A 12187-nucleotide genomic window follows, 5' to 3' on the forward strand; every position below is an offset into this window, starting at 1 on the left:
CCGACGCCATGATCGTCGCGCACGTCGGCACCGCGCCGACCGCGGACCAGGTCGCCGCCCTGCGGTCGGTCGCGGACCGCGTCGTCGACCCGGTGGAGGCGATGGCGACGCGGATCCGCGACGCGGTCGGCCTCGACGAACTCGACTCCGAAAGCGACCGGACCCCCGACCGATCGGCCGAATCGGCGGCGTCACCGGAATCGACGGACTCACCGATATCGGCGGCGTCACCGGAATCGACGGACTCACCGATATCGGCGGCGTCACCGGAATCGACGGACTCACTGGAATCGACGGACTCACCGGAATCGACGGACTCACCGGGATCGGCGGACTCACCGGGATCGGCGGACTCACCGGGATCGGCGGAATCGGCGAGGCCGCCCGGATCGGCGGAGCGTCCCCCGCGGCTGATCCGAACGATACGGGGGCTCTCCGGGCCGCTCCTCGTCGTCGCCCACGACAATCCCGACCCCGACGCCATCGCGAGCGCGGTCGGACTGGCCCGGATCGCCGAGGCGATCGGCGTCCCCGCGGACCCCTGTTACGGCGGGGAGATCGCCCATCAGGAGAACCGGGCGATGGTCAACTTGCTGGACCTCTCGCTTTCGACCGTCGACGGGATCGACCTCGAGGAGTACGGCGGGATCGCGCTCGTGGACCACTCGCGGGCGGGGGTCAACGACTCGCTGCCGGAGGGAACGCCGGTCGACGTCGTGATCGACCACCACCCGCCTCGCGGGCCGGTCGAGGGGACGTTCGTCGACGTTCGACCGGACGCGGGCGCGACGAGCACGCTCATCGAGGAGTACCTCTCGCGGCTGGGGATCGAGCCGGACCGCGCGCTCGCGACCGCGCTGCTGTACGGGATCCGGATCGACACGCGGGATTTCACCCGCGAGGTGTCGATCCCCGACTTCGAGGCCGCCGCGTCGCTGACGCCTCACGTCGACGAGTCGACGCTCGACCGGGTCGAGAGCCCGAGCGTGAGCCCGGAGACGCTGCGCGTGCTCGCGACCGCGATCGACCGGCGCGACGTCCGCGGCTCGACGGTCGCCAGCTGCGTCGGCGAGATCACCGACCGCGACGCGCTCGCACAGGCGGCCGACCGGCTGCTCGATCTCGAGGGGATCGCCGTGACGTTCGTGTACGGCTACATGGACGGGGTGATCTACGGGTCGGCTCGCGCCCGCGGGACCGACCTCGACGTGGGCGAACTGCTCCGGGACGCGCTCGCACAGGCGGGCTCCGCGGGCGGTCACGCCAACATGGCGGGCGCGCAGGTCCCGCTGGGGATCCTGGAGGCCGTCGCCGAGGACGAGTCGCTCGTCGACGTCGTCGAGGAGTTCGTCGCGGGGCGCTTCTTCGAGTCGCTGTCGTCGCCCCCGACGCCCCCGTCCGGGACGACGCCGGAGGCGATCGACGCGGACTTCCCGGACTGACCGGGACGTTTCGTCCTCCCGCCGCGCCCGCGAACCGCCAGCGCAACCTACATATCCCGCCGCCACGAACAGTATAGTATGAGCGATGAAATACTCGAGCACCGACGGCTCCTCGTCGCCGGGAGCGGGATAGCCGCGTTGAGCGCGGCGATCTACGCGGCCCGGTCGAACAACGACCCGCTCCTGATCGAGGGCGACGAGCCCGGCGGCCAGCTCACGCTCACGACCGACGTGGAGAACTATCCCGGGTTCCCGGAGGGGATCTCCGGTCCGGAGCTCATCAACGAGATGCGCGCGCAGGCGGAGAAGTTCGGGACGGAGCTCCGGAGCGGGATCGTCGACGACGTGGAAAAACGGCCGGAGGGACACTTTCGAGTCGAGCTCACGAACGGCGACGTCTACACCGCCGACGCCGTGATCGCCGCCTCCGGAGCCAGCGCCCGGACGCTCGGCGTCCCCGGCGAGGACGAGCTGATGGGCTACGGGCTCTCGACGTGTGCCACGTGTGACGGCGCGTTCTTCCGCGACGAGGACATGCTCGTCGTCGGCGGCGGCGACGCCGCCATGGAGGAGGCCAACTTCCTCACGAAGTTCGCCGACACCGTCTACATCGCCCACCGCCGCGAGGAGTTCCGTGCGGAGGACGTCTGGATCGAGCGCGTGATGGACAAGGTCGACGACGGCGAGATCGAGGTCCTGCGGAACACGGAGCTGACGGAGATCCACGGCACCGCCGAGGACGGGATCACGGGCGTCACCCTCGTCGAGCACCCCGAGGGCCACCCCAAGGAGAAGCTCGAGGACCCGGCGACCGCCGGCGAGGTCGAGGAGTACGACTTCGACGTGGGGGCGGTGTTCTACGCCATCGGCCACACGCCGAACACGGAGTACCTGGAGGACACCGGCGTCGAACTCGACGACGCGGGCTACCTCCTGACGCGGGGCGGCCGGGACGGGAACCAGACCGCGACCGCGGTCGAGGGGATCTTCGGCGCGGGCGACGTGGTCGACCACCACTACCAGCAGGCGGTGACCGCCGGCGGGATGGGCGTGAAGGCCGCGCTCGACGCCGACGACTACCTCTCGGAGCTGGAGCGGGCCGGCGAGCTACACGAGCCCGCGCCCGTCGCCGCCGAGAGCGACGACTGAGTCGGGAGCCGAACGCGATCCGTCGCCGGTCGGCAGCCGGAAAACACTTGGTTCGTAACGGTCAGTACCCGGCATGGAACGCCGTGCCCTCCTCTCCGTACTCGGCGTCGGAGTAACGAGTATCGCGGGCTGTGTCGACGGAACTCCCGGAATGGACGGATCAACCACGGATGATCGATCGGATCTCCCCCGGGAGTATCCCGAGGGAGCGGGAGCGGACTCGATCGACTTCGCTGCGCTCGATTCGGACGACGAGACGGTCCTACACGCACCGAGGGACCACTGGGATTCGTACGCGATCCTCCACAGTGAACCGCCGGAGCGCCGTCGTGTCGAGGGGGACTACTACATCGACGCGACCACCGGAGAGGTGATCTCCGACCTGTGGCACGGCGCAAGGGACTATCGCAACGGTGATACGTACGCGTACGTCCAACCCGCCGATCGGATCCCGGACCACCAACCACGCGACGAGTGGGAGTCGGATCCGCAGTTCGTCTACGACGACGCCACCGACGCGTACTACCGATACGACCCCCACTACGGTCGGATCGCTCCGACGAACGTCGGTCGGCATACGGACCTCCTCGAGGCCTACGACTGGGAGGCGACAGGCACGACGACACGCCACGGCATCGACGTCGTCACGTACCGACTGTCGGACACCGAGCCTAACGACTCCCGTGGCGTCCCGGCGGTCGAGGGAACGCTCAAGCTCGGCGTCGAGGACGGGATCGTCTACGCGTTCGACGTCACGCTCGATGCGGAGGGAGAACCCCGCTATACCTACACCGTCCGTCCGGAGACGTTCCCGGACCACGATTGGGTCGAGACGGCCCGAGAGGTCACCGGCGCGAACGGCGCGTGAACGACCCCGGCGGTCGGGCGTGAGACCTGCGACTCTCGATCCGGGTCACGCGACGTCGACGGAGCATCCGGCGGAACGGGCCGCATCGGTCACGACAGCACCTCGACCTCGTAGCCGTCGGCCTCCAGCTCCTCGACGATGCTCGCGGCGTGTTCGGCGTCGTCGGTCTCGAGCTCGAGTTCGAGCTCCGCGGCGTTGACCGCCACGTCCCGGGAGGTCCGGTCGTGGTGGACCGCGTAGACGTTCGCCCCGGCGCGCGCGACGATGCTCGAGACGCGCTCGAGTTCGCCCGGCCGGTCCTTCAGGTCGACGGTGATCTTGAGGTACCGACCCATCTGGACGAGCCCGCGCCGGACCACCGTTCCGAGCCGGTTGAGGTCGATGTTGCCGCCGCACAGCGCGGCCACGATCGTCTCCTCGTCGTCGTAGTCGAACGCCTCCGAGAGCGTCGCCGCCAGCGCGACCGCCCCGGCTCCCTCGACGAGCGTCTTCGAGCGCTCCAGGAGCAGGGTGAGCGCGAGGGCGATCTCCCGGTCGTCGACGGTCACCACCTCGTCGACGTACTCGCGCATGACCTCGAGGGGAGCCTCGCCGATCGAGCGGGTGGCGATCCCGTCGGCGATCGTGTCGACGCCCTCGATCTCGCGGACCTCGCCCGCCGAGAGCGACGCGGCCGCGCTCGCCGCGCCCTCCGCTTGGACCCCCACGACGCGGACGTCGCCGAGGCGCTCCTTGACCGCGACGGCGACCCCCGAGATCAGCCCGCCGCCGCCGATCGGGACGACGACGGTGTCGAGGTCGGGGCGGTCGTCGGCGATCTCCAGCCCGAGGGTGCCCTGTCCGGCCATGACGGCCGGGTCGTCGAAGGCGTGGACGTACGTCAGCCCGTTCTCGCGCTCGAGGCCGTGGGCGGCCGCCTGTGCCTCGTCGTAGTCGACCCCCTCGAGCCGGACGCTCGCGCCGTACCCCCGGGTGGCTTTCACCTTCGAGACGGGCGCGAACTTCGGCATCACGACGGTCGCGTCGACGCCGGCGCGCTCGGCCGCCAGCGCGACGCCCTGCGCGTGGTTGCCGGCGCTGGCAGTGACGACGCCCGCCTCGCGGGCCTCGGGCGGGAGCGTCGCGATCCGGTTCGTCGCCCCGCGGATCTTGAACGCGCCGGTGCGCTGGAAGTTCTCCAGTTTGAGGTGGACGTCCGCGCCGCTCATCTCCGAGAACGTCCGGGACCGCTCGAGCGGCGTGTGGCGGGCGACGCCGTCGACCCGCTCGCGGGCGGCCTCGATGTCGGCTAACGAGATCATACGCCGTCGTGGCGACGCCGCGGGCTAATCGGTTCCGGTCGCCGGTGGTCCGTGGAGTCGTCGTACATCGCCCGCGGCACGAGCGGACCGCGTCGCTCGCGGTGGAGCGCGTGAAAGGGAATGGGGGAATGCACGCGTGTGACGTGCGAATAGAGAAAGCGGGGCGTGGCACAAAAAGGTCCGGCAGGCGGAGTGAAAGTGAAACTGATGGACGGCGTCGACTTCGATCCCTCGTCAGACCCGTGTCAGACGGTCGATCACGGGTCGAGACGGACGGCGACCTCGGTCCGGTCGAGGTACTCCCTCACTCGCTCGCGGAACCCGCCGTCGCCCGGCCACGTCGCGTCCGCCCCGAGTCGGTCGGGGTCGCCGACGTAGAGGGCCGCCTCCTCGGGATGGCCGTCGGGCGCGTCGAGCGGGACCGATACCCGGACGTAGAGTCCGTCGTCGACGCCCTCGTACGCGTCGAGCGTCCCGGTCTCGTCCGTTCGGAGGAGCCGACCCGCGGTCTCCCCGCCGGGCGCGAGCGTGGGGTATCGCCCTTCGACCGTCCGGAGACCCGAGAGCGTCGCCGGTCCGACGAAGACGAACGAGTCGAGGACCTCGCCGACCCGATCCGGCTCGGTGAGGGTGCCGTAGACGAAGACGTCCATGCGTCGTCTGCGTCGTTCGCGCGTTTCAACGTTCGGGGGGACGGCGGACGCTGACCGTCCGTCGCTCGCCGTTTCCGCCCGCCGATCGTCGATCCGCTCCTCTCCCGAGACCCCTAACACACAACGGTTTTTGTCGGAAGCCGCCGAACGTCGTACCATCGTGTGGAGACCGCGGGGATACGCCGTCGTCGTCGGGATCGGGTGTAGCCTGCTGCTCGCCGCGACGGTCCACCACGGTACCGAGATCGGGGCCGTCGAGGGAGCCCTCGGTCCCGCGCTCGCGCTGACGCTCGACGGCGGGATCGCCCTCGGCGTCGTCTACGCGGGGGGACGGGTCCGAGACGCCGGCTTCACTCGAGACGAGGAGGGACGTGTCGCTCGGTGGACCGCGGCCGGCACGTTCCTCGCGGCGGGCGCGATCGGCGCGACGCTTCTCGTCCGGGCGGTCGAGGGGCGTCCCCTCGTCGAACCCGTCTTTCCGCTTCTGGTCGCCGCCGGCTCCGGAGCGCTCGGCGGCGCGATCGCGGGGTATCTCGCCGTTCGCCAAGAGGCCGAGGCGCGCCGTGCGCGCGACGCCACCCGGGCGGTCTCGTTCGTGAACCACCTGCTTCGTCACGACCTCCGGAACGACCTCTCGACGATCCGCGGATACGCGGACCTCGCCGGGTCGACCGGTCACGGCGACGGGAACACCACCGGCGAGCGCGGCGACGACGGGAACTCCGACGACGGAAACGGTCCCGGCGGGCGCGACGCCTCGACGGTGATCGCGGCCAAGGCGGACGAGGGACTCGACCGCCTGGAGACGACGAGCGCCGTCACCGACGCGCTCCTCGGCGACTCCGATCTCCATCGGGTCGACCTCGCGGCGATCACCCGGGAGATACTCGAGGGACTCACGGAGCGCACCGACGTGACCGTCGAGGCCGACCTCACGGGGGAGGCTCCGGTCACGGCGAACGACGGCCTCCGATCGGTCGTCGACAACCTCGTCGAGAACGCCGTCGAACACGCGGGCGGCGACGTCACCCTCCGGGTCGCCGTCCGCGACGACGACGGAACGGTCACGCTGTCCGTCGGCGACGACGGCCCGGGGATCCCGCCGGAGCGGCGCGCCGCGCTGTTCGGAGACGACGACGCGGGCGACGCGGCCGCCGAGGGTGCGGGCGATCGCGACGGCGGCACCGGGAGTGGCGGGCTGTTCATCGTCGACAGCCTCGTCGAGGAGTACGGCGGCACGGTCTCGGTCGGGGACGCCGACCTCGGCGGGACGCGTTTCGAGGTGAGGCTCCCGCGAGCGGACGACGACTGAGACGACCCTTCGACGTGGTCAGCGACCGACCGGGACCGTCGGCGGACTCGACCGCCTCCGACAGCTAGAACTCGATTCCGCCCGTCGACGGTGACGCATGGACCTCCCGCGGCTCCGGCGCGTCTGGGAGCGCGTGTTCACGCTCGCCTGGCCGGTGATGGCCGAGCAGACGTTCCGCACCGCGATGCGGACGACCGACGTCGTCGTCAGCGCGCTCTTCTCGCCGGCGGCGGTGGTCGCGATCGGGCTCGCGGACCTGTACGCGCGGTTTCCGCTCCGGATCGGCCTGGGCCTCGGCGGCGGCGCGATCGCGCTCTCCTCACAGGATACCGGCGCGGCGGAGACGGAGACCCGCGACGAGGCGATCACGCAGGCGATCCTGCTCGGCGCGATCGCGGGGATCCCCTTCGTCCTCCTCGGGCTGTTCCTCGGTGAGGCCGCGATCGGCGTGTTCGGCCGACTCATCGGTCGAGAGACGCCGCCGGAGGTGGTCTCGCTCGGCTCGGCGTACCTCGCGATCGTCTTCGCGACGGCCCCGGCGAGACACGTCGCGCTCGTCGGTGCGCGGGCGCTTCAGGGCACCGGCGACACCAGAACGCCGATGTACGTGAACGTCCTCTCGAACTCCGTCAACATCGTCGGATCGGTCCTCCTCGGACTCGGGCTGTTCGGGCTCCCCAGACTGGAGATCGTCGGCGTCGGGCTCGCGACCGCGAGCGCGAACGTCCTCACGGCGACGCTTCTGTGTGCGGCGATATGGGGGCCGTGGACCGACGCCGAGTTCGCCCGTCCGCGGGACCTCACGATCGCGGGACAGCTGCTCCGCGTGAGCGCGCCGCGGGTGGCCGAGGGGTTCAGCTCCGAGGCCGCGGAGTTCCCCTTCAACGCCCTCCTTTTGGGCTTCGGCGAGGCGGTCAACGCCGGCTTCCAGATCGGCCGCCGCGTCTACCAGCAGGTGACGGGACCGCTCTCGCGCGGGTACAACGTCGCCGCCTCGGTGCTGGTCGGGCAGGCGCTCGGCGCGGGTGACCCGGACGAGGCCCGCTTCGACGGCTGGGCCGTCGCGGGGCTCGGGCTTCTCACCGTCGGCTCGATCGGGCTCGCGCTCGTCGCGCTCGCGCCGCGGGTCGTTCGACTCTTCACGTCCGACCCGGCGACCGTCGAGTACGCGGTCGACTTCGCGCGGGTGTACGGCCTCGCGGGCGGCGCGCTCGCCTGCTTCTCGTCGCTGTCGGGCGCGCTTCAGGGGGCGAGCGAGACCCGGATCCCGTTCGCGGCGCGACTCACGGGGATGTTCGGGCTCTTCCTCGGCGCCTCCTGGGTGTTGAGCCGGACCGCGGGGTTCGGCCCGGAGGGCGCGTACGTCGGGGTGTTCCTCGCGTACTGCTGGATGGCGACCGTCGTCGCCGTGGGCTTCCGGTACGCCGAGTGGGCCCCGCGGGCCGCGGCGATGATGGCCGAACGCGGCAGCGGCGAGGAGGCGGCCGCGGGAGACGGCGACTGAGCGGGCGGCTCGGGGCGTGAAAAACCGGAGGAGCGAACGGTGGTCGGACTGCGAAGGCCGGGTCGGCCGGATGGAACCGGATCCGGGCGGACCGGGCCGATCTACGCCGCGCGGCGTTCCTTCGCCTTCGGGCGGAGGTTGGTGTATCCGCACTTGCGGCAGCGCCCGGCGTCGGGCGCGTTGCGGGCGTTACAGCGCATACAGATCTGTCGGTCGAGGTTGCGGCGTTCCGCGGCGTCGAAACTGGCCATACTCGTCGTGAGCACGCGGGCGCTGTAAAAGGTTGCGAGACGCGGCGGCGCGGGGTCGTCGTCCGTGTAGCGTCGACGGCGTACCGACTACGACGCGCCGACTAGGCGCCGGCTTCCGAGATCGCGGCCGTGATGTCCTCCTTCTGGGTGACCCCGACGAACCGGTCGACGACGCCGTCGTCGTTCTCGACGATCAGCGTGGGCAGCGACCGGACCTGATACTGGTTGGCGACGTCCTGTTCCTGGTCGACGTCGACCTTCTGTAGCTCGAAGGCGTCGCCGAGCTCCTCCTGGACCTCCTCCAGAATCGGGTCCTGCGTCTTACACGGGCCGCACCAGTCGGCGTAGAAATCCAGCACTCGAACGGTCATGGTTCGCCGACACGTAACGTCGGCTCGCCGATAAGGGTTTCTCACGCGGCGGGGAGGTGGGGTGACCGACGACGACCGAGCGGGGAACGGGTCCCCGAGACGAAACGCTTACGCCCGATGGCGCGGAACGAAGGGACATGAGCAGCGGCAGCAACTCCGGCGGACTGATGTCCAGCGCGGGGCTCGTTCGGTACTTCGACTCGCAGGACCGCAACGCCATCGCGATCAACCCGAAGACCGTCCTCGCGTTCTGCGTCCTCTTCGGCGTCTTCGTCCAGGTCCTCTCGCTGACCGTCGCATAGGCGTCGTTTCGCGTGCCGAGGTCGGCCGACCGACCCGCCGCATCGATCCGTCACCGTCGGGCGGGACTCGACGAAACGGACTTATTCGCGAGGCTCCGCGTTCGGGTATGGACCGTCGTCACTACCTGCGGTCGCTCGCCGTCCCCGCCGTCGCCGGGACCGCCGGCTGTCTCGGCGTGTTGGGAAGTTCCGGGGCCGAGGGAACCGTGCTCGGCCCGCCGGAACGGGACCTGAGCGAGTCCGCACACCCGAGCTACGGCGACGAGATGCCGCACTTCACCGTCCCGGACCCGATCACCGGCGAGGAGGTGTCGACGGAGGACTTCGAGGGCGAGCGCGCCGTCCTGTGGACTTCCTTCTACACGAACTGCCCGGACGGGGTCTGTCCCGCGCTCATCCTGCGGCTCCGGCGCGCACAGGAGGTCGCGGTCGAGGAGGGGTACGGCGACGAAGCCGCGTTCCTCGCGCTCACGTTCGACCCCGAGCGGGACACCGCCGACGTCCTCCGCGAGTACGGCGGCCAGCAGGGAGTGAACCTCGACGCCGGAAACTGGCACTTCCTCCGTCCGGAGAGCTACGAGCGGGGCCAGGAGCTGCTGGACGAGAACTTCGGCCTTGTGATCGAGAAGGCCGACGCGGACGACTACGAGAACCTGGAGTACCAGTTCCCCCACTACGGGCTCATTCTCCTCGCGAACAAGGAGGGGATCGTCGAGCGGGCGTACCCGAGGGGGCCGCAGACGGACATCGAACGGCTCGTGAACGACTTCGAACGGGTGGTGAACGCGTAGGATGGAACGACGCCACCTCCTCGCCGGGATCGCGAGCGCCGGCGCGCTGGGTGCCGGCGGGGTCGTCGCGACGGGGAACGTCCCGGCCGCGCTCGGGGGCGGTACGTCGGCGGAACCCGTGGAACCGATAACGCTCGACACGATCGAGGCCCCCGGCAGCCGCGACGGAGAGGTGACGATCCCGGCTCCCGATCGACCGACGTTCATCGACTTCTTCGCGACGTGGTGTCCACCCTGTATCGAACAGATGCCGGCGCTCGGGGACGCCGCGGAGCGCGTCGGCGACGAGGTGCTGTTCGTGTCGGTGACACCGGAAGCGGTCGGCCGATCGGTGACCGAGGAGGAGGTAGCCGACTGGTGGCGCGAGAACGACGGTGACTGGCTCATAGCGGCGGATCCAACCGCGGAACTCACGTCGAGATTGGTCGATGAATTCCCGACGGCGGTGACGATCGATTCGACTGGCCGAGTCCAGTGGTCCGACTCCGGCGTCCACACCGCCGACACGCTCGTCGACGAGATCGAGGCCGTGCTTGACCGATGATCGGCGCCTCCGTCAGATGACCGGGACCGCGCTCGCGACGGACCTGTCGTTCGCGGTCGCCTCCGGCGTGGCGACGTTCTTCTCGCCGTGTGCGTACCCGCTTCTCCCCGGCTACGTCGGGTTCTACGTGAACCAGACCGACGCGGACGAGGTCTCGATCGCGGGCGCTGGAACCCGCGGGATCGCCGCCGGGCTCGGCGTGCTGGCGACCTTCACCCTCCTCGCGGGCGCGACCGTCCGGGTCGGTCACTCGACGCTCTCGAACATCACCGTCTTCGAGTCGCTCGTCGGGGGGCTGCTCGTCGTCTTCGGGCTGCTCGTCGTCGCCGGCCGGACTCCGTCGATATCGATCCCGCTCCCGAAGCGCCGGGCGAGCGTGTTCGGGTTCGGGGTCTTCGGCGCGGGCTACGCGCTCGCGGGCGCGGGCTGTGTCGCGCCGATCTTTCTCGCGGTGATCGCCCGGGCGATCGCGCTCCCCACGGAGGCCGCGCTGCTGTTGCTCGGCGTCTACGCGGGCGTCGTCGCCGTCCTGATGGTCGCGACGACCGTGGCGACCGGGATGGGACTCCTCACGAACGCCGGCCGGATCATGGCGCACTCGGGGACGCTGAAGCGGCTCGCCGGCGCGGTGATGGTGGTGGCGGGGATCGGCCAGCTGTACCTCGCGCTCGTCGTCTACTGAACCGAGTCGCCGGCGGCGGCTCCCGCCCCGCCCGGTAGCGCGCCCTTTTTGGACGTGCCCTGCCGAGCGGGGGTATGAAAGCTGGCGTCATCGCCGTCCAGGGCGACGTGGCCGAACACGCCGAGGCGGTCCGCCGCGCCGCGACCGCACACGGCGAGTCCGCGGAGGTCGTCGAGGTCAGGGACTCGGGGATCGTCCCCGACTGCGACGTCCTCCTCATGCCGGGCGGGGAGTCGACGACCATCTCGCGGCTGATCCACCGCGAGGGGATCGCTCCCGAGATCCGCGAGCACGTCGCGGCCGGAAAGCCCGTGCTCGCGACCTGTGCCGGACTCATCGTGCTCTCGCGGGACGCCAAGGACGACCGCGTCGACGCGCTCGGGCTCGTCGACGTCTCCGTCGACCGCAACGCGTTCGGCAGACAGAAGGACTCCTTCGAGGCGAAGGTCCCGATCGAGGGGCTCTCGGAGCCGTTCCACGCGGTCTTCATCCGCGCGCCGCTCATCGACGACGTCGGCGAGGGCGTCGAGACGCTCGCGACGGTCGACGACCGTCCGGTCGCGGTGCGGGACGGTCCCGTGCTCGCCACCTCCTTTCACCCCGAACTCACCGAGGACTCGCGGGTCCACGACCTCGCCTTCTTCCCCGAAAGCGAGGTGGAAGCGTGAGCGACGGCGGGTCGGCGGAGGAGGACGCTGACGTCCTCGACGAGCTGTTCGCGACCATCGAGTCGCGAAAGCACGAGCTGCCGGAGGGCTCGTACACCGCCTCGCTTTTTACCCACGAGAAGGGCGAGAACGCGGTGTTGGAGAAGATCGGCGAGGAGTCGACGGAGGCGATCCTGGCGGCGAAGGACGAGGACCTCGAGGAACTCACCTACGAGAGTGCCGACTTAGTCTACCACCTGCTGGTGTTGCTCTCGATGAAGGACCTCGACCTCGAGGACCTCCGCGGGGAGCTCCGCGACCGGTTCTAGTCCCCTCGAGCAGGCGTCACAGAACGGGTCACACCGGAATC

Annotated in this window: 15 protein-coding genes; 11 read left to right on the forward strand and 4 right to left on the reverse strand. The window is 70.3% G+C overall.

Annotation, left to right across the window (positions count from 1 at the left end):
* Window positions 1-8 precede the first annotated feature (8 nt).
* The 3 genes from F3H10_RS15025 to F3H10_RS15035 all read left to right on the forward strand — a co-directional run bounded on the left by F3H10_RS15025 (window position 9) and on the right by F3H10_RS15035 (window position 3459).
* Window positions 9-1442 (forward strand): DHH family phosphoesterase, encoded by a 1434-nt coding sequence (locus tag F3H10_RS15025; RefSeq protein ID WP_223174339.1) that lies wholly within the window; start codon window positions 9-11, stop codon window positions 1440-1442.
* A gap of 78 nt (window positions 1443-1520) precedes the next feature.
* Window positions 1521-2591, forward strand: coding sequence for an NAD(P)/FAD-dependent oxidoreductase (locus F3H10_RS15030; protein ID WP_149785590.1), 1071 nt, complete (start codon window positions 1521-1523; stop codon window positions 2589-2591).
* Between the two features lie 151 nt (window positions 2592-2742).
* A complete protein-coding gene (locus tag F3H10_RS15035) occupies window positions 2743-3459 on the forward strand; it encodes a hypothetical protein (RefSeq protein WP_223174337.1) in 717 nt (238 codons plus the stop codon).
* 89 nt (window positions 3460-3548) lie between these two features.
* Here the strand turns inward: F3H10_RS15035 and ilvA are convergent, their stop codons facing one another.
* Both ilvA and F3H10_RS15045 read right to left on the reverse strand, forming a co-directional pair.
* Complete coding sequence (gene ilvA, locus F3H10_RS15040) at window positions 3549-4760, reverse strand: threonine ammonia-lyase (protein ID WP_149785592.1); 1212 nt, start codon at window positions 4758-4760, stop codon at window positions 3549-3551.
* 257 nt (window positions 4761-5017) lie between these two features.
* Complete coding sequence (locus F3H10_RS15045) at window positions 5018-5413, reverse strand: gamma-glutamylcyclotransferase family protein (protein ID WP_149785593.1); 396 nt, start codon at window positions 5411-5413, stop codon at window positions 5018-5020.
* Between the two features lie 160 nt (window positions 5414-5573).
* Between F3H10_RS15045 and F3H10_RS15050 the strand changes: the two genes are divergently transcribed.
* Window positions 5574-6725, forward strand: a complete 1152-nt coding sequence (locus F3H10_RS15050; protein WP_188127956.1) for an ATP-binding protein — start codon at window positions 5574-5576, stop codon at window positions 6723-6725.
* A gap of 97 nt (window positions 6726-6822) precedes the next feature.
* Window positions 6823-8229, forward strand: a complete 1407-nt coding sequence (locus tag F3H10_RS15055) for an MATE family efflux transporter (RefSeq protein WP_149785595.1) — start codon at window positions 6823-6825, stop codon at window positions 8227-8229.
* A gap of 101 nt (window positions 8230-8330) precedes the next feature.
* Here the strand turns inward: F3H10_RS15055 and F3H10_RS15060 are convergent, their stop codons facing one another.
* On the reverse strand, window positions 8331-8480 hold the full coding sequence (locus tag F3H10_RS15060) for a 50S ribosomal protein L40e (RefSeq protein ID WP_112080429.1): 150 nt from the start codon (window positions 8478-8480) through the stop codon (window positions 8331-8333).
* Between the two features lie 101 nt (window positions 8481-8581).
* A complete protein-coding gene (gene trxA, locus F3H10_RS15065) occupies window positions 8582-8851 on the reverse strand; it encodes a thioredoxin (RefSeq protein WP_066412215.1) in 270 nt (89 codons plus the stop codon).
* 137 nt (window positions 8852-8988) lie between these two features.
* Between trxA and F3H10_RS15070 the strand changes: the two genes are divergently transcribed.
* The 6 genes from F3H10_RS15070 to hisE all read left to right on the forward strand — a co-directional run bounded on the left by F3H10_RS15070 (window position 8989) and on the right by hisE (window position 12146).
* Window positions 8989-9153, forward strand: a complete 165-nt coding sequence (locus F3H10_RS15070) for a preprotein translocase subunit Sec61beta (protein WP_149785596.1) — start codon at window positions 8989-8991, stop codon at window positions 9151-9153.
* A 107-nt stretch (window positions 9154-9260) separates the two neighbouring features.
* Window positions 9261-9944 (forward strand): SCO family protein, encoded by a 684-nt coding sequence (locus tag F3H10_RS15075; RefSeq protein WP_149785597.1) that lies wholly within the window; start codon window positions 9261-9263, stop codon window positions 9942-9944.
* A gap of 1 nt (window position 9945) precedes the next feature.
* Window positions 9946-10488, forward strand: coding sequence for a TlpA family protein disulfide reductase (locus F3H10_RS15080; RefSeq protein WP_149785598.1), 543 nt, complete (start codon window positions 9946-9948; stop codon window positions 10486-10488).
* 16 nt (window positions 10489-10504) lie between these two features.
* A complete protein-coding gene (locus tag F3H10_RS15085) occupies window positions 10505-11170 on the forward strand; it encodes a cytochrome c biogenesis protein CcdA (RefSeq protein WP_149785599.1) in 666 nt (221 codons plus the stop codon).
* Window positions 11171-11244: 74 nt separating this feature from the next.
* Window positions 11245-11838 carry a pyridoxal 5'-phosphate synthase glutaminase subunit PdxT gene (gene pdxT / locus F3H10_RS15090; RefSeq protein ID WP_149785600.1) on the forward strand — a complete coding sequence of 198 codons (594 nt, stop codon included), beginning with the start codon at window positions 11245-11247 and terminating at the stop codon, window positions 11836-11838.
* Complete coding sequence (gene hisE / locus F3H10_RS15095) at window positions 11835-12146, forward strand: phosphoribosyl-ATP diphosphatase (protein WP_149785601.1); 312 nt, start codon at window positions 11835-11837, stop codon at window positions 12144-12146. Before pdxT ends, hisE begins: the two co-directional genes overlap by 4 nt.
* The last annotated feature ends 41 nt before the right edge of the window (window positions 12147-12187 follow it).

This window comes from Halorubrum aquaticum (genome assembly GCF_900113615.1).
Lineage (GTDB): Archaea > Halobacteriota > Halobacteria > Halobacteriales > Haloferacaceae > Halorubrum > Halorubrum aquaticum.

Coding starts and splice junctions, on each gene's coding strand:
- F3H10_RS15025 (WP_223174339.1), top strand. CDS start 9: ATGATCGTCGCGCACGTCGGCACCGCGCCGACCGCGGACCAGGTCGCC.
- F3H10_RS15030 (WP_149785590.1), top strand. CDS start 1,521: ATGAGCGATGAAATACTCGAGCACCGACGGCTCCTCGTCGCCGGGAGC.
- F3H10_RS15035 (WP_223174337.1), top strand. CDS start 2,743: ATGGACGGATCAACCACGGATGATCGATCGGATCTCCCCCGGGAGTAT.
- ilvA (WP_149785592.1), bottom strand. CDS start 4,760: ATGATCTCGTTAGCCGACATCGAGGCCGCCCGCGAGCGGGTCGACGGC.
- F3H10_RS15045 (WP_149785593.1), bottom strand. CDS start 5,413: ATGGACGTCTTCGTCTACGGCACCCTCACCGAGCCGGATCGGGTCGGC.
- F3H10_RS15055 (WP_149785595.1), top strand. CDS start 6,823: ATGGACCTCCCGCGGCTCCGGCGCGTCTGGGAGCGCGTGTTCACGCTC.
- F3H10_RS15060 (WP_112080429.1), bottom strand. CDS start 8,480: ATGGCCAGTTTCGACGCCGCGGAACGCCGCAACCTCGACCGACAGATC.
- trxA (WP_066412215.1), bottom strand. CDS start 8,851: ATGACCGTTCGAGTGCTGGATTTCTACGCCGACTGGTGCGGCCCGTGT.
- F3H10_RS15070 (WP_149785596.1), top strand. CDS start 8,989: ATGAGCAGCGGCAGCAACTCCGGCGGACTGATGTCCAGCGCGGGGCTC.
- F3H10_RS15075 (WP_149785597.1), top strand. CDS start 9,261: ATGGACCGTCGTCACTACCTGCGGTCGCTCGCCGTCCCCGCCGTCGCC.
- F3H10_RS15080 (WP_149785598.1), top strand. CDS start 9,946: ATGGAACGACGCCACCTCCTCGCCGGGATCGCGAGCGCCGGCGCGCTG.
- F3H10_RS15085 (WP_149785599.1), top strand. CDS start 10,505: ATGACCGGGACCGCGCTCGCGACGGACCTGTCGTTCGCGGTCGCCTCC.
- pdxT (WP_149785600.1), top strand. CDS start 11,245: ATGAAAGCTGGCGTCATCGCCGTCCAGGGCGACGTGGCCGAACACGCC.